Below are 15,959 nucleotides of genomic sequence, written 5' to 3'. Positions count from 1 at the left end.
TATATCTGTTATTGCCAGCGTGTATTACGAGATATACGCATTAGTCTCCTACCATACGGAAGCAGGAGGAAACCTGGCCACAGCGGTAACTCCAGCCAGGTGCAGGCCGCTTATCGACGCCCCCGCAGACCCCACAGACCCCACGATGGAAAGGACACCATGCCGGAGAAAACTCAGCAGGCACTCAACCGCGCCATGATGGAGGCCGTGGACTTCATTCACGCCGAGGGCTGGGACGCCCCGCCCACCCTCTTTGGCCTGGTGCCCAGCGAGTACATTCCCGATCACGTGGACGATTCCGGCGATGCCCCGCTCACCCTCGTGGTGCAGGACTCCCTGCCCGGCCTTACCCCCGGCTCGCCGGAACTGGCGGATTATCTCTCCCGGATCGCCTGGCCGCCCCAGGTGGCCGGGGTGATCCTGGCCCAGGAGATTCGCTTCCGTGATACCGCCGAGGGCGAGGGTGCTTCCCCGCGCCCGGCGCGCCTGTTCTCCGGGGTGCTGCGCACCGGGGAGGAACTCACCCTGGTGCAGCGCCGCCCCACGGAGGAGGAGTTGGCGGCGGCCGGGGCCTTTGCCCAGGACGAAGTGGAACTGCGCGGCGGCGATTCCGTGGCCCCGGAGGTGATCCTTGCCCTACGGTATGGCCTGGAGCAGGACCCCGAGGCTTTTGATGTTTAAGATGAAGGGCGGTAAATCACACCAGCAAAAACCACGCCAGGATCAGAGGAGAATAGCCGTGAGCAGCAGCCCGTGGAAGGCCCTCCCCCTCATTTTTGCCGCAGGGCTGGTTCTCAGCGCCTGCTCCTCCGGCTCCGAGGACGCCGCTGAGGCTACCGACGCCCCCGCAAGCCCCGAGGCCACCGCTGCGCCCACCCCGTCCGCCACCTCCTCCCCGGCCGAGGAGACGTCCACCGCCGCCAGGGAGTCAAAGGAGAAAAAGGACTCCGATGACCCCAAGGACGCCGTGGCTCAGGTGGCAAAGACCTACGCCTCCCTGGCCCCCACGGAGCTCTTCGAGCAGTTCGATTCCTGCACCCCCAACGGCATCGAGGGCTCACACGAGTGCTCCGGTGCCAAGGTGGGCCAGTTCCAGTTCTACGATTCCTCCGCCAAGGCCACCTCTAGCACCCAGCAACTCACGCAGTTGCGCAGTTCCCACGTCATGCGCGATACCGGGGACATCGTGGTGGGCTGGTCCACCCTGGGCACCTCCGCCGTGATCACGGTGGTGGATAACAAGGAGGGGCTGGTGCTGCAACAACTGGTGTCCTCGGACAAGGTGGATCCGGAGAAGCGGATCGTGGAACTGGGCCTCGCGGAGGCGGAAGAAACGGAAGCCGCAGCCCCCACCGGAGCGGAGGGGACCACTGCCCCGCAGGAGTCCCCGGAGAAAGACTAATCACTGCCCCGCCGTGGCCGGGGAGCCACGGCGACACATGGGGGGGGATCGCCTACCCGCAGGTGTGAACCTCCCGCCCTGCGGCGAAATCGGACATGGCCGAGATGGCGTCGTCAAGCGTTTCCACCGAGGCGATCACGGTATCGCCGTTGTTCCCGGAGAGCGCCTCCTGGCAGTTGGCGGCCGGGGATAAAAAGAGTTCCGCGCCCATGCCGGAGGCCGCGCGCACCTTGTGCTTAATCCCGCCGATGGGCCCCACGGTGCCGTCCTCCGCGATGGTGCCGGTGCCCGCCACGAACTTGCCCCCGGTGAGGTCGCCCTCGCTGAGTTTATCCACCACGGCCAGGGAGAAGATCATGCCGGCGGATGGCCCCCCGATGTCGCTGAGGTTGTACTCCACGCTCACGCCGTTGGCGGACTCGGACCCCATGAGCACGCCCAGGCGCGGCCTGCCCGCCTCCTGCGGGTCCTCCCCCAGCGTGATCGGCATGGTGATCTCCTCCGAACCGCGCCGCACGGTCACCGTCGCCTCCTCGCCGGGGGCGTGCTGCCCGATGAGGTCGCGCACCTGGCTGGGCTGATCCACCGGGGTCTTGTCCACGGCCACGATCACGTCGCCCTCGTTCACCTGGCCGCTGGCGGGGCTGTCCTCAATCACGCCCGCCACCGTGACCTGAAGCGGCAGGCCCAGGTGTTTGAGCGCCGCCACGGTGGCGCTGGCCTCGGAGGCGGTAAAGGCCGCCTGGTTCGTCTCCTGCACCTGCTCCGGGGTGGCCCCGGGGGGAAAGATCTGCTCGATGGGCACGAGAGTATCGTCCGTGAACAGCCACCGCGCGGTAGCCTGCGCCAAGGTCATGTTGCTACGCACCGAGACCGTGGTCATGTTCAGCTGCCCGGCGGTGGGATAGGTGCGCGCGCCGTCCACCGCCACCACCTCGGTGCCGTCCACCTCGCCCAGGGTGTCGATGCTAGGCCCGGTTCCCTCGGCCGCATAGGGCACGGTCAGGGCGATATTGGTACCGGGAATGTGGTCGGCGGATACGAGCGCGGTGAGCGCCAGCACGGGCAGCGCTCCCCAGGCGAGGGTTCGGATTCGGCGGTTCACATCGCTTTAGGCTACCCGTGTTCGCTCTCAGCGTTGCACTCCCGATGGCTCAAGGGGCGGAGACGCCGGTAGGTTGGTGCTATGAATAACGGCGGTTTTGGTTTTTCCTTTGGCAATAGCGGCGACGATGACGATGAGAATAAGCGCCGGGGAGACAATAATCCCTTTGGTGCCTTTGGCTTTAGCGGCGGGGGCCTGGGCGATATTTTGAATCAATTTGGCTCCATGCTCTCCGGCATGGGTTCCTCCATGAACTCCCCGGAGGGGGCCGGACCGGTCAATTATGACCTCGCACAGCGCATTGCCCGCCAGCAACTAGGCGGCCAGCCCCAATCCGTTCCGCAGAAGGAGGCCGAGGCCGTGCGGGAATCCGCGCGCCTGGCGGAATTATGGCTTGGCGACGCCACCGTGCTCCCCGCCGCCCAGGCGACGGTGGAATCCTGGACACCAGAGAATTGGTTGGATAAGACCATGCCCATGTGGAAGCGCATGGTCACCCCCGTGGCGGAGAACATGAACCAGGCGCAACTGGACTCCCTGCCGGAGGAGGCCCGCCAGATGATGGGCCCGATGAGCCAGATGATGAAGCAGATGTCCGGCATGAACTTTGGCATGCAGCTCGGGCACGCCCTGGGTGATCTGGCAGGCCAGGCCCTCACCGGCTCCGACTTTGGCATGCCGGTGGCCCCGGCCGGGGTGACGGCGGTGCTGCCCACCACGATCGAGTCCGTGGCCAAGGATCTCAACGTGGCCCCCCAAGAGGTGCTCATGTACATCTGCGCCCGCGAGGTGGCCCGCCAGCGGCTCTTCCAGCACGTGCCGTGGTTGGTGGAGCGCCTGGTCTCCTCCGTGGAGGAATACGCCCAGGGCCTGGTGATTGATACCTCCCACATCGAGGAGGCCGCCCGCGGCCTCAACCTGGAATCCGGTGATCCCCAGGCCATTCAGGACGCCATGCGCCAGTTGCAGGACATGGACATGAGCCCCAAGATCAGTTCCCGCAACGCGGGCGCGGTTTCCCGGCTGGAAACGCTGCTGGCCCTGGTGGAGGGCTGGGTGGAATACGTGGTCACCCAGGCGATGGGCGAGCGTATTCCCTCCACCTCCGCCATGAACGAGGCGTGGCGCCGCCGCCGCGCCACCGGCGGCTCCGCCGAGCAGGCCTTTGCCAAGGTGGTGGGCATCGAATTTGCCGCGCCCAAGGTCAGCGAGGCGATGGAACTGTGGCGGCGCGTGGACGCGGCCGTGGGCATGGAGCGCCGCGACCGCGTATGGGATCACCCGGACTTCCTCCCCACCGCCGAGGATCTGGATAACTCCGCCGAGTTCATCGACGGCCTGCTGGACGAGGGCGGGGTGCACGGCTTTGATCCCATCAGCGAGATCGAGGAGCTGGAAAAGCGCCTGGCCGAGGAGGATAAGGGCAGCGAGGAAGATAAGGGCGATAAGGAGAACTAATTAGTTGCCGCCCGCGCCTCCGCGAGCCGCGCTATCTCCCGTAGGCCCACCCGGCAGCAACCGCCGAGGAGAACCACGGGGGCGTCGATAAGCGCCACCGGCGATTCCTGCGGACGCTGCTTCCAGCGGCGCTCCGTCGCATCCCACCTCTCCCCGGAGTTGGGGTATGCCAGCAGCGGCACGGCGGCGTGCTCGCGCAGGGTGGTCAGGGCCCGGCGGGCCTGCGCCGTGGAACAGCAATTAATTCCCAGCGCGCACAGGCCGGGAATCTCGGCGGCCGCCTGGGCGGCAAGGCGCAAGGGGGAACCATCGCGCAGGCGCTCCCCGGTAACGCTCAGGCTCAGCGCCACGGGCAGGGTGACCTCGGAGAATACCTCCGCGAGCGCCTCCACCTCGGGGAGGGAGGGAATGGTCTCCGCAAGGAGGAGATCCGGCCCGGCGGCTGCAAGAACCTCCGCGCGGGGACGGTGCCAGCGGGCGAGCTCCGGGGCGCTCAAGCCGTAGGCACCGTCATATTCCGTGCCTGCTCCCGGCCCCGCGCCATAGGGCCCCACCGAGGCCGCCACCCAGCGCGGCTGGCCGGTGGCGTCCTCCGCACCGTGCGCGGCCTCTCGGGCCAGGCGCACGCTGCGGTCAAGCAGAGCCTCGGCGCGCAGACCTTCTTGGCCGCAGCCCTCAAAAGTCACCTGGTAGGAGCAGGTGGTGGCGATCTGCGCCCCGGCATCAAAGAAGTCCTCGTGGGCGGCGCGCACCTCTTCCGGTGAATCGGCCAGCACGCGGGCGGACCACAGGTGCCCGTTAAGATCGTGGCCGCGCCGCTCCAGGTGGGTGCCCAGGCCGCCGTCGAGAAGCAGGGGCCGACCCGGGCGGGCGCGGCGCAGATGATCGAGGAAGCTCACCGCTCATTCCCCCCGGCCGTAGCGCTGATACGCCTCCAGAAAGCCCCGGGCGCGCTCGGCCTTGGGCGCGCGATCCGCCCAGCGATAGAACTCCGCGCTGTGCCCACCGGGAATAAAGGTGTGCACCAGCTCGTGAATGAGTACGGCGTCGAGCACGTAGGGAGGGACGTCGCGGAGGCGGTCGCTGATCCGAATGTCCCCGGTGCTCACCGTGCAGGAGCCCCAGCGGTGGTTCTGATTGCTCACCCACCGCACGGATTCCGCGTGCGCGCGCCCTTCCAGATAGGCGGCGTTGAGGTGCCGGGCGCGCTCGCGCAACTGGGTATCGCTATAGCCCGTGCGCACCTTACGTTGCAGCGAGGCCACCACCCGTGCCACGGCCTTATCCCGCTCCACCGGGCTCATCGCGGCGGGCACCCGCACCTGAATCCGGCCCCCAACCAGGCGAGCCTGCACGGACTTACGACGCCGCGGGGAGGCAATAACCTCCACCTCGGGGGTAGCGGAAGGATCGAGGGACATGACACGGCAGTGTACCTATGCTGCAATGGAGAAGGTCAGGGGAGATTCGGGGGAAAGGTTTTGCGCCATGCTCATGCTCGCTTCCGCCGCCACGGTGGTGGTGCGCGATGACACCGCCGTGCAATGCGGGGTGGATTCCCGCCGCGTTGGCATCATCGAGGTACCCCGGCCCGCCGCCGTGGCCGCCGTGCTCTGCCTTGCCCGCCAGCCCCTGCCCCGGGCGGAACTGATCGCGCGCCTGCGGGCTACGGGTATGCCCGACCTCGCGGCCACCGCTCTGGTGCAGGAACTAGAGGACTATCGGGTGCTGCGCCGCCCTCCCGGCGCGGAGGTGGCGATCACCATCCTGGGCCGCAGCCCGCTGGCGCGGCTCAGCGCCGCCCTGCTGCGCGAGGAGGGTTGGCGGGTGCGCCGCCCCTTTTCCGCCGACCCCGCCGATCTGCGCCAGGCCCCCGGCCCCGTGCTGGTGGTGGACTGCGCCGCCCACTACGCGCGCCTTACTCCCCTGTTGCTGCGGCACTGCCCCACGTTCCTCCCGGCGCTGCTTATCGACGCCCACGGGCTCATCGGCCCCGCCCGCATCGCCGGGGTAGGCGCGTGCCCCCTGTGCCAGGTGCTCCACCACCACGAGGAGGACCCAAAGTGGTTCTCCGTGCTCGCGCAGGCCCAGGGCCAGGTTCACGAGGCCGCCCATGCCCCGGTTGCCGCCCTGCACGCCACCGCCGCGCGGCTGTGTGCCTGCGCCGCCTGGCTCGCCGGTGGGCAGCCCGAGCCTCCAGGACACCCCGATATGGAATTGACCCCCGGCGAGGTGCTGCGGCTTGATCCCTACTCCCCCGCGCCGATGGAGCGGCGCGAGATCCTCGGTCCGCACCCGCGCTGCGCGTGGTGCCGGGGCTCGGTGGACTAACGGTAGCGGGCCAACTCCGCCAAGAGCGAGGCCCCAAAGCGCTCCACCTTCACCGGCCCCACCCCGGAGATGGAAAGCAATTCCTGCTCCGTGGCGGGCAGCGCCTCCGCGATGGCCACCAGGGTGGCATCGGTAAACACGATGTACGCGGGCACCTGCATTTCCTGCGAAAGCGCGCTGCGCCAGGCGCGCAGCCCCTCAAATACCGCGGCATCCATGTCCGAGGGACAATCCTCGTGCCTGCCCAGGGTTTTCTCCGTGGCCCCGTGCAGCGGCCTGCCGCACACGCGGCAGCGTTTGGCCTTGGTGCTGCGCGGGGGCACCTCGCGGACATCTAATTCCGGGGTGATCCCGTCGAGGAAGCGGGTGCGCTTGCGCGAGGCCCGCCCGCCCTCCTGGCGGGCCAGCGCCCAGGAAAGGTGCAGGTGCTCGCGGGCGCGGGTGATCCCGACGTAAAACAGGCGGCGTTCCTCCTCGATCTGGTGCGCACCGGCCTTGATGGCGTGGCTGATGGGCAGCATGTTATCCGTGAGGCCCACCAGGAACACTGCGTCCCACTCCAGGCCCTTGGCCGCGTGGAGGCTCGCCAGAGTCACGCCCTGCACCGTGGGCGGCTGCTTGGAATCCGCCCGCCTGCGCAGTTCCCTGAGCAGACCGTTCAGATCGAGGCCCGGCATATCCCGCGCCAACTCCTCCGAGAGGTCCGCCAGGGCTCCCAAAAGTTGCCAGCGCTCCCTAGCCTGGGCACCGCTGGGCTCGGTATCGGTGAGTCCCAACGGCGCGAGAATCCGGCGCACCAGGGGGCCAAGGGGAAGATCGGGCACGTCCTGGGAGTTCGCCACGCGCACCATCTGGCTGATCGCCTGGGTTACCTCCGCGCGGTGGAAGAATCCCTCGCCGCCGCGCACCTGGTACACGATCCCGGCCTCGGATAGCGCCTGCTCAAAGGCCGCGGACTGGGAGTTAATCCGGTAGAGCACCGCGATCTCGGAGGCGGGTACCCCCCTGCTGAGCAGGGTGAGGATCTGCCCGGCCACCTCGCGGGCCTCGGTCGGCTCGTCGGGATAGGAATGGTATTCCGGCTCCGGGCCGGGCTTGCGCATGCCCTCCAGACGCAGGCGCGTGCCCGCGAGCCTGCCGGAGGCCTGTTCAATCACCTCATTGGCCAGGTCGGTGATCTGCGGTGTGGAACGGTAATCCCGCTGCAACTTCACCACCGTGGCGTGGGGATAGGTGCGGGAAAAGCGCAGCAGGCTCTCCGGGCTGGCCCCGGTGAAGGAATAGATGGTCTGATTGGCGTCCCCCACCACCGTGATGTCATCGCGCTGCCCCAGCCAGGCATCGAGCACCCGCTGCTGCAAGGGCGTGACGTCCTGATACTCGTCCACCACAAAGCTGCGGTAGCGCTCCCGGAACTCCTCCGCCACCGCCTGGGAGTTCTCCAGGGCACCGGCGGTGTGCAACAGCAGATCGTCAAAGTCCAACAACATTCCCTCGGGCGTGATCTTGGACTCCTCGTAGCGGCGATACACCTCCGCCACTTTCTGCGCGGAGGTGGGCGGGGTGCGGTGCGTGCCCGCCACCTTCTCCGCGTACTGCTCCGCGCTCACCAGGGAGGCCTTGGCCCACTCGATCTCCCCGAGCAGATCGCGCAGCATTTCCGTGGTGGGTTCCACCTTGGCGGCGCGTGCCGCCCGCCCCACCAGCGGGAACTTATTATCCACCAGTTTCCACGGCAAATCGCCCGCCACCTGGGGCCAGAAATAGCGCAGTTGCCGCCGCGCGGCGGCGTGGAAGGTCAGGGCCTGCACTCCGCCCACGCCCATGTGGTGCAGGCGATCGCGCATTTCCCCCGCCGCGCGCGAGGTAAAGGTCACCGCGAGCACCCGCTGCGGGGCCACAAAGCCGCCGTCGATGAGGTGCGCGATGCGATAGGTGATCGTGCGGGTCTTACCCGTGCCCGCACCGGCCAGGATGCACACCGGGCCGCGCGGGGCGGAGGCCGCCACCCGCTGATCATCGTCAAGAGCATCAAGATTAATCACTGGTTATCCACGTCCTGCCGCGTCACCCGGCGCACATAAAGCAGGCGATCTCCCGGCTCCACGGCCTCCGCCTCCGGGGAATCGATGCGGTACAACTCGCCGGAGCGCACCACGCCCAGCACAATATCGGCCAAGTGGCGCGGGTGCGCGCCCACCTCGTCCTCCGCCACGGGGCGCTCCGCCACGGAAAAGCCCTCATCCGGGGAAAGCAGATCCTCCATCATCTCCACCACCGAGGGAGTGACCGTGGCCAGGCCCAACATGCGGCCCGCCGTCTCCGAGGAGATCACCACCGAGTCCGCGCCGGATTGCTCCAGGAGGTGCTGGTTTTCCGATTCCCGCACGCTGGCCACGATCATGGCGCTGGGGGCCAACTCCCGCACCGAGAGCGTGACCAGCACCGCCGTATCGTCCAGATTGGGGGCCACCACCACGGAGCGGGCGCGATTGACCCCGGCGATCTTGAGCACGTCCGCCTTGGTTGCGGAACCATGCACCGTGACCAGGCCCTGGTTCTCGGCGCGGCTGAGCGCCACCTTGTCCGTATCAATCACCACGATCTGATTCGCCGGGACGCCGTCGGCAAGCAGGGCCGCCACGGCGGAGCGCCCCTTGGTGCCGTAGCCCACGACGATGGTGTGATTGCGCACGCGATTCCTCCAACGCTGTATTTGCAGTGATTTGCGGGATTCCTCCGTGAGCACCGAGAGCGTGGTGCCCACCAAGATGATAAGGAAGGCGATGCGCATGGGGGTGATGAGCAGGATATTGACCACGCGCGCGCCCTGGGTGACCGGGGTGATGTCCCCGTACCCGGTGGTGGACAGCGAGACAGCCGAGTAATAAAGGGCGTCGATGAACGTCAGCGGCTCCGAATAACCGTCCTTGTCCAGGTACACGATGATCGCCACCAGGAGCAGAAGCAAGAGCGCGTACCCCACCCGAGTGCCGATGAGCACCCAGGGGCTGCTGCGCGGCTTGCCCGGAATGGAGATCACACCGAGCAGCGCGTGCACCGGCATGGCGTTGAGTTGCCCTTCGGCGCGGAAGCGCTCCCGAAACCTCTTAGCCACGGCCTTCTCCTTCGTGCGTTATATTCCTGCCCTGGTTCTCACCCGTGGCATTGCCCCATGACACCTTAGTCCCCGACACCTTAGTCTCCCTGCCGGTGTCCCTCGGGTGGCTGAGCTTGGGCGGGGCGTACCTGGTTCGAATTACGCTGAGTGGAATTGTGCTGGGGCGAACCGCCCTGTGTCGAACTATCCTGAGTGGAGCGCGCGATCAACCGCGCCAGTTCCTTCCGCCCCGGCAACTGCTCCGGCTCCAGCGTCCGATTCCAGGCGACGTAATGGAACACCGCGCGCACATCGCTCTCCCCCAGCAGATCGCTCAGCGCCACCCGGTACACCGCCAATTGAATCTCCGCCGCGCGCCGCTCCGGGCCCACGGGCGGGGCGCCTGTTTTCCAGTCCACGATGATCCAGCCGCCCGTGTCCGGGTCGCGGAAGATCGCGTCCACGCGGCCGCGCACCACCGCCTCCCCAAGAGTGACCTCGAAGGGGTGTTCCACGTACACGGGTGTGCGCTCCGCCCAGGGGCTTTCCAGGAATGCTTCTTTGAGCCTATCCAGATCGGCGGCGCTCACCTCCGGCTCGCCCAGGCCCGGCAGTTCATCCTCGTCCAGGAGCGCCTGGCCGCCAAAGCGCTCCTCCAACCACTCGTGGAAGGCCGTGCCACGCTTGGCATAGGAATTGGGCTTGAAGGGCACGGGACGGCGCTGGCGGCGGGCAAACTGCACCGGGTCCTTTTTGATATTCACCAGATCGCTCGCGGTGAGTTCGCCGGGCAACTCCACCTCCACCACCGGGGTGTCCAGGGCGCGTTGCTCCTCGCACAGAGCCGTGGCATCGGCCTCCCATTGGCTAAAGAGTTCCCCCTCCGCCACCGGGGGGAGATCGGCAAGGGCCTCGCGCACCCGCTGCGCCCCGTCCGCCAGGTTGGCAGGCGCCTCAGCCTGGGGGAAGCACGCCTGAGCTGGCGGGGGGCTGGCGGGGAGATCCTCCGGGGTTTCTCCCCCCGCGCCGTTTTCCCCATACCAGTGGGCCACGGCATCGGGGGCCAGCGCCTTGAGCGCTTCCAGGTGCTCATAGGGAGCCACGGGCTTAGTCTCGCCCCGCAGAGCGCTGCCGCTGACCATGAGCACCCGCTCCGTGCGGGTCAGCGCCACATAAAACAGGCGGGTGGCCTCCTCGGCCTCCGCCTCCCGCACGCGGGAAATATAATCCTTGGCCTCGTCCTCGAATTGCTTGCGATCCTCCGCCGCCTCCGGGAGAAACACGGGGCTATCCTCGCTCGCGCTCGTGGCCTCCTGCACCTCGCCGCGTAGGGTGGCGGGAATCCGCTTGACCTGGGTGAGAAAGGTCTCCGCCTGCACTTTCCAGGTGCCCTCGTCCGCGTGCGGCACCGCCACGTATTCCCATTCCAGGCCCTTGGACTTGTGCACCGTCATGATCTGCACGCGATCGCTGCGCACCGTCACCGTCCCCGGCTCCAGGCCGCGATCCCGCTTCCGCGCGAGGTCGCAGTAATCCAGGAAGCCGCCCAGCGTGGCACCCGGCACGGCGGCAAAGCCCGCCGCCTCCTCCAGCAGGCGATCCAGGTGCACCGTGCCCACGGCTCCCTCCGCAAAGGGGTTCTGGCGCACCAGCACCTCCGTGCGCACGCCCAGTTCCCGCTCAATATCGCTGAGGATCTCCACCAGGGGCTTTCCCAGGCTGCGGGTACGCAAACGCCGGAGTACGCCGGCAAAGGCTGCTATGCGACGCCGCCCCTCCTCGCTCAGATCGGCACCCTCGCCCAGGTCCGCTACGGCGTCGCCAAGGCCCGCGATCTGTTCCTGGTCCACCGGAAGCGCCTCGGCAACGGTGCGGCGCAGTTTCTCCTCCGGGTCTTGCTCCCCCTGCGGCTCCTCGCGTTCCGTGCGGGCCCGGCCCGCGAGGTTGCGCGCCCGGCGCGAGAGCGCCCGCACGTCCGCCCAGCCCAGTCCAACGGCGGGGCCGATGAGCAGGCGGATCGCGGCCTGATCCTCGGCGGGACGAATGAGCAGGCGCGCCACGGCAAGCACATCGGCTACCTCGGGAACATCCACCAGCCCACCCAGGCCCACGATCTCGCAGGGCACACCGCGCGCGGCTAATTCCACCGCGAGCGGGGCACTGTGCTTATTGGCGCGCACGAGGATCGCGGCGGTAAAGGAACGTTGCGCGCGCTGCGCCTCCTCGTAGTAGGCCGCCATCTGATCGGCCACCCAGGCGCGCTCCTCCTCGATGGTGGCCCGCCAGGAAAGCGCCACCGAGCCTTGTTCCTCCCCAAAGGCGCTCAGGGGGGCCACCGTACGCTGGGGGTTCTCCGGCGGGCCCAGCACCGTGGTGGACACGGCGTTGGCCAGGGCCAGCACCCCCGAGGGGTTGCGGAAACTCACCGTGAGTTCCTTCTTAGGCGCTGGCCTTTCTCCCTGCGGGAAATCCTCACGGAACGCCTCAAGGTTGGCCGCCGTGGCCCCGCGCCACCCGTAGATGGCCTGCATGGGATCGCCCACGGCATTGACAGTGAGTTCCGGGTCGCGCCCCTTGCCGTAGAGTTCCCGCAGCAGCACGCGCTGGGAATGGCTGGTGTCCTGGTATTCGTCCAGCATGACCACCCGGTATCTGCGCCGCTGTGTGGCTCCCACCGCCGCGTGGGTGCTGGCCAGGTGCGCGGCCACGGACATGTGATCGGCAAAGGTCGCCACCGCCCGGCGCGAGAGTTCTCCGCGCAGTTCCTCCACTAGCGGCAGGTAATGCAGGCGGTGTTCCTGGGCATTCAACCACTTCCGCATGGTCTGATTGAGTTCCTTGCTCTGCCTCTTGCCCGGGGGAAGTTCCTGCATGAGGCTGACCAAGGGCTGTGTTTCCTCCCTGATCTGCTGGGGAGTGACCTGGTGGTTGAGCATGTCACCGTGCAAGGCCAGGAGGTTATCCATCACCGTGTCCGGGGCGCTCTCCACGTCCAGGCGGCCCTGATAATCCGCCACGATCTGTGCGGCGATGGTGTACAGTTCCGTCTCCGTGATGCGCCGCGCGTGCGGCTCCACGGGAGCGAGCAGGCCGTACTCCTGCACCAGGCGCCCGGCATAGGCGTCATAGGTAAGCACCGTGGGCTGGGCGTTATCCAGGCTGCGGGCCAGTTCCCCGCTGGGGTCCACCTCCCGCAGCGCGGGGCTAAGGGCCAGGTAGCGCAGGCGATCCCTGATCCGCTGGCGCAACTGCTGCGCCGCCTTGCGGGTAAAGGTAAGGCCCAGGATCTGATCCGGCTGCACCAGCCCATTGACCACCAGCCACACCGCGCGCGAGGCCATCGTTTCCGTCTTGCCCGCGCCCGCCCCGGCCACCACCAGCATGGGGCCGGGCGGGGCGGCAATCACCTCCGCCTGCTGGGCGGTGGGGCCGGGTTTACCAAGCAGCGCGGCGAGCCTCTTGGGGCTGATCTGATTAGCACTCAATGGTGGCCTTCCCTTCTGGTTGCACCGGGCACACGCTCCGTAGCGCGCAGGTATCGCAGCCGGAATTGACCCGCGCGAGCAGGCTCGGGCCGCGCAGTTCCGTGGCAAGCACGGGCAGCAGGGCAGCCACCTCCTCCTGCTCCTCCGGGGTCAGAGCGGCCTGCTCCCTGCTGGCGACCTTCTTGCTCGCGCTGGCCGGATACACCAGCACCGCCCCGCCCAGGCGCGGGTGGTTTTCCCCTGCCACCACGGCCTCGCCGTGAATTTCCCCCCGGGATAGGGCGAGTTGATAGGCCCGCAGCTGCATGTTCTCCTGCGCCGCCTGCTGCGTGGGCACCGAGGTGCCGGTCTTGAAGTCCACGATGTAGTGATCGCCCGCGGCGTCCTTATCCAGGCGATCCACCCGCCCGGTAATCGTCACCTCGTCCCCAATAGGCACCTGAATCTTCATCTCCACACCCACAGCCTTGCCCCTGGCCTCAATCCACGAGCGGGTGCGATCGAGCACGCGCTCCCACTCTGCGGAGTCCTGTTCCTGCCGCCACTGGGGCACCGCGTGGTGTTCCGTCCACGCTCGGGTGACGATCTCCCTGGCTCTTTCCTCCGCCACGCCACGATCCAGGGCCTCCGCGTAGGCGTGCACCAGGGTTCCCTTGAGCATGTGCGGGGATTCCTCGCTGGTGAGGAACCTCTCTCCCACCGCCCGCAGGGGGCACTCGTGGAGTTTTTCGATATTGGAGGGAGAAACATGCACGCGCTCCGTAGCCACTAGTTGTTCCTCCGTGGAGGGGCCGCGCGCGCCCCACCACTGATCGGGGTCCGCACCCGGCACCCCGGCCTGGGCCAGGCGAGCGAGTTGACGGGCGGCCTGGCGCCGCGTGGCCTCCGGGGTCTGCGCCCCGCACACCGCGCGGCGCAGTTCCGCCACCGCCGCCGGAGCGGAAAGCACCGCAAAGCGCGGGCGTGCCTCCGGTAGGTCCGCTTCGGCTTCCACCGTCTCCCCCGCCACCTCGGCGGCCTCCCTGGTGATCTCCTGTTCCGTCACCCACTGCTCGATAAAGCGCGAGGGCTCGCGCACCTCATCGGCCTCCTCCGCCACGGCGGTGACTAGGAGGCGGCCGGTGGCCCGGGTGGTGGCCACGTGGAATAGGCGGCGTTCCTCGGCCACCTTTTCCTTGGTGCGGCCGATAATCAGATCAGGGTCGATGCCGGAATCCACCAGGTCGATGAATTCCTCCTGCTCAAAGAGCGTGCCCGTCTCCCCCAGGGCAGGCCAGGTATCGTCCTGCACCCCGGCCGCCACCACCGTGTGCCACTGGCGACCCGCCGCGCCGTGCGCGGTGAGAACCGTCACTGCCTCGGGCGCCGCCGAGCGGCGATCGCGCACCCCGGTGGGGAGTTCCTGTTCCTCGATGTGGCGGATAAAGGAATCCACGCTGGCGTGGGGGCGGCGCTCCACGTAATCCCCGGCGGCGTCGAAAAGCGTCATCATGGCGTCCAAATCTCGATCCGCCTGGGAGCCTGCGGCCCCGCCGCGCAGGGCCGCCGCGGAGAGGCGATCTGCCAGCCCCGTGGCGTTCCACAACTCCCACAGCACCTCCTCCACCGAGCCCCCGGCCTCCTTGGCCCGCAGCGCCGCGCTGAGCACCGAGCGCATGCGATCAAGAATGTCCCACTCGCGCTCGGTCAAAATCTCACGCAGCCGCGCTTCCTCCTCCTCGTCCACGGCTCGCGCGGGGTCAATGAGACGGCTGAGCGTGACCATCGCGCGCGTGCTCATGTCGCTGCGGCGCAAACCGCGCAGCAGGCGGCGCAGCGTGACGGGATCGGCGCCACCCACCGGCCCCAGCAGCAGGGCCTCCCACTCGTGGGCGCTCAGGTCCTCGCTGAGTGCCCGCACGCCCAAGATGATTCCGGCCACCAGGGGTTGTTGAGCCAAAACCGTATCCGTGGCCTCGATGTGCACGGGTACCCCCGCGCTCAGGAGCACGCGCCGCACGGGGTCGATCATGCCGGAGGAACGCACGATCACCGCGATCTGGCTCCACGGCACGCCGCCAAGCAGGTGCGCGCGGCGAATAGCGTCCGTGTAACGGGCCTGTTCCGCCACCGGGGAGTCCGCGATGTATGCGCTGGCGCGCGGCACGCGCCGGGTGGCGGGCAAGACCACCTCACCATCTGCGGGAAAGCTCCGCAGAAATTCCGGGGAGGCCCCGCGAAAATGAAAGATGGACTGCTCGGGGTCTCCCCCCACCACGGCCAGATCAGCGCGCTGCGCCACCAATTCCACCAATTCCCCGGAGAGGGGGTCGAGGTGCTGGGCATCGTCCACGATCACGGTGTGCCAGAGGCCATCGAGCACCGAAGGGTCTTGGCACAGGGCCCGCAGCGCCACGTTCACCAGCTCGGAGGCGCTATAGGAGTGCGCCCCACTGAGAGCCATCGTTTGCTCGTACTCACGCAGGAAGGTGCCCGCCGCACCCCAGGCGGGGCGCTTATACGCCTCCCCCAGTTCCTCCAGACGCTGCGCGCCCACCCCGCGCTCGGCGGCGCGCAACAGGAAATCTCGCAGTTGCCGCGCAAACCCCACCAATTCCAGCGCCGGAACGTGCTCGGCGGGCCAGGGTCCACGCCCCTCCTCGGCATGGCCCGCCAGGAGTTCCCGGATCACCGCATCCTGCTCCGCTCCCGTGATGAGCCGAATCTTCTCCGCGCTCACCCGGCGCAGCAGGGCAAAGGCCAAGGAGTGCAGGGAGCGCGCCACGGGTTCCTCCGTGGCGTATCTTTCCCCCCGGCTCAGTAGGCGATCATGAATCTCGCGGCGCAGGCGCCCGGCGGAATCCTTGGCGGCGGTAATCACCAGGACGCCCGAGGAACGCCGGTGGCGGTCTATGGATTCCACCGCGATGTCCACCAGCAAGGAACTGACCCCCGAGCCAGCGGGCCCCGTCACCCGCCAGTTCCCCCGCTGCGGCAATCCCCCCGCTAAGAAATCCCAGTTTCGCTCCCCCATCCCCCGCTGCGGTGAGGTCAGCACCACCTCGGGCGTGGGAGCAAGGCCGTATGTTTCCTCCATGC

At 67.9% G+C, this 15,959-nt stretch carries 11 protein-coding genes; 4 read left to right on the top strand and 7 right to left on the bottom strand.

The window, feature by feature from the left end:
- Positions 1 to 159: 159 nt before the first annotated feature.
- Both OLW90_RS02740 and OLW90_RS02735 read left to right on the top strand, forming a co-directional pair.
- Entirely contained in the window at positions 160 to 681 is a 522-nt protein-coding gene (locus tag OLW90_RS02740; protein ID WP_319651247.1) for a PPA1309 family protein, read from the top strand.
- A 58-nt stretch (positions 682 to 739) separates the two neighbouring features.
- Positions 740 to 1,402 (top strand): hypothetical protein, encoded by a 663-nt coding sequence (locus tag OLW90_RS02735; RefSeq protein ID WP_319651246.1) that lies wholly within the window; start codon positions 740 to 742, stop codon positions 1,400 to 1,402.
- Positions 1,403 to 1,454: 52 nt separating this feature from the next.
- Here the strand turns inward: OLW90_RS02735 and OLW90_RS02730 are convergent, their stop codons facing one another.
- Entirely contained in the window at positions 1,455 to 2,507 is a 1,053-nt protein-coding gene (locus tag OLW90_RS02730) for a PDZ domain-containing protein (protein ID WP_319651245.1), read from the bottom strand.
- Between the two features lie 81 nt (positions 2,508 to 2,588).
- Here OLW90_RS02730 and OLW90_RS02725 point away from each other — a divergent pair, with 81 nt between their 5' ends.
- Positions 2,589 to 3,965 (top strand): zinc-dependent metalloprotease, encoded by a 1,377-nt coding sequence (locus tag OLW90_RS02725; protein WP_319651244.1) that lies wholly within the window; start codon positions 2,589 to 2,591, stop codon positions 3,963 to 3,965.
- On the opposite strand, the gene mmuM is transcribed toward OLW90_RS02725, so the two are convergent.
- Together mmuM and OLW90_RS02715 are read right to left on the bottom strand one after the other, a co-directional pair.
- Positions 3,962 to 4,864 carry a homocysteine S-methyltransferase gene (mmuM, locus tag OLW90_RS02720; protein WP_319651243.1) on the bottom strand — a complete coding sequence of 301 codons (903 nt, stop codon included), beginning with the start codon at positions 4,862 to 4,864 and terminating at the stop codon, positions 3,962 to 3,964. The two genes, OLW90_RS02725 and mmuM, sit on opposite strands and share 4 nt — an antisense overlap.
- A 3-nt stretch (positions 4,865 to 4,867) precedes the next feature.
- Entirely contained in the window at positions 4,868 to 5,386 is a 519-nt protein-coding gene (locus tag OLW90_RS02715; protein WP_319651242.1) for a M48 family metallopeptidase, read from the bottom strand.
- 67 nt (positions 5,387 to 5,453) lie between these two features.
- Between OLW90_RS02715 and OLW90_RS02710 the strand changes: the two genes are divergently transcribed.
- Complete coding sequence (locus tag OLW90_RS02710) at positions 5,454 to 6,296, top strand: hypothetical protein (RefSeq protein ID WP_319651241.1); 843 nt, start codon at positions 5,454 to 5,456, stop codon at positions 6,294 to 6,296.
- Here OLW90_RS02710 and OLW90_RS02705 read toward each other — a convergent pair.
- From OLW90_RS02705 to OLW90_RS02690, 4 genes are all read right to left on the bottom strand, one after another.
- A complete protein-coding gene (locus OLW90_RS02705; RefSeq protein ID WP_319651240.1) occupies positions 6,293 to 8,341 on the bottom strand; it encodes an ATP-dependent DNA helicase UvrD2 in 2,049 nt (682 codons plus the stop codon). The two genes, OLW90_RS02710 and OLW90_RS02705, sit on opposite strands and share 4 nt — an antisense overlap.
- Entirely contained in the window at positions 8,338 to 9,363 is a 1,026-nt protein-coding gene (locus OLW90_RS02700; protein ID WP_319651808.1) for a potassium channel family protein, read from the bottom strand. The genes OLW90_RS02705 and OLW90_RS02700 overlap by 4 nt, the downstream gene beginning before the upstream one ends.
- A gap of 131 nt (positions 9,364 to 9,494) precedes the next feature.
- The gene (locus OLW90_RS02695) at positions 9,495 to 12,881 is read right to left on the bottom strand and encodes an ATP-dependent helicase (RefSeq protein WP_319651239.1); all 3,387 of its coding nucleotides are present in this window, start codon (positions 12,879 to 12,881) and stop codon (positions 9,495 to 9,497) included.
- The gene (locus OLW90_RS02690) at positions 12,871 to 15,957 is read right to left on the bottom strand and encodes an ATP-dependent DNA helicase (protein WP_319651238.1); all 3,087 of its coding nucleotides are present in this window, start codon (positions 15,955 to 15,957) and stop codon (positions 12,871 to 12,873) included. The genes OLW90_RS02695 and OLW90_RS02690 overlap by 11 nt, the downstream gene beginning before the upstream one ends.
- Between the last annotated feature and the right edge of the window lie 2 nt (positions 15,958 to 15,959).

Source organism: Corynebacterium sp. 21KM1197, assembly GCF_033783015.1.
Lineage (GTDB): Bacteria > Actinomycetota > Actinomycetes > Mycobacteriales > Mycobacteriaceae > Corynebacterium.
The sequence above is the reverse complement of the archived record's forward strand: the minus strand, read 5'-3'. Positions and strand labels throughout refer to the sequence as shown.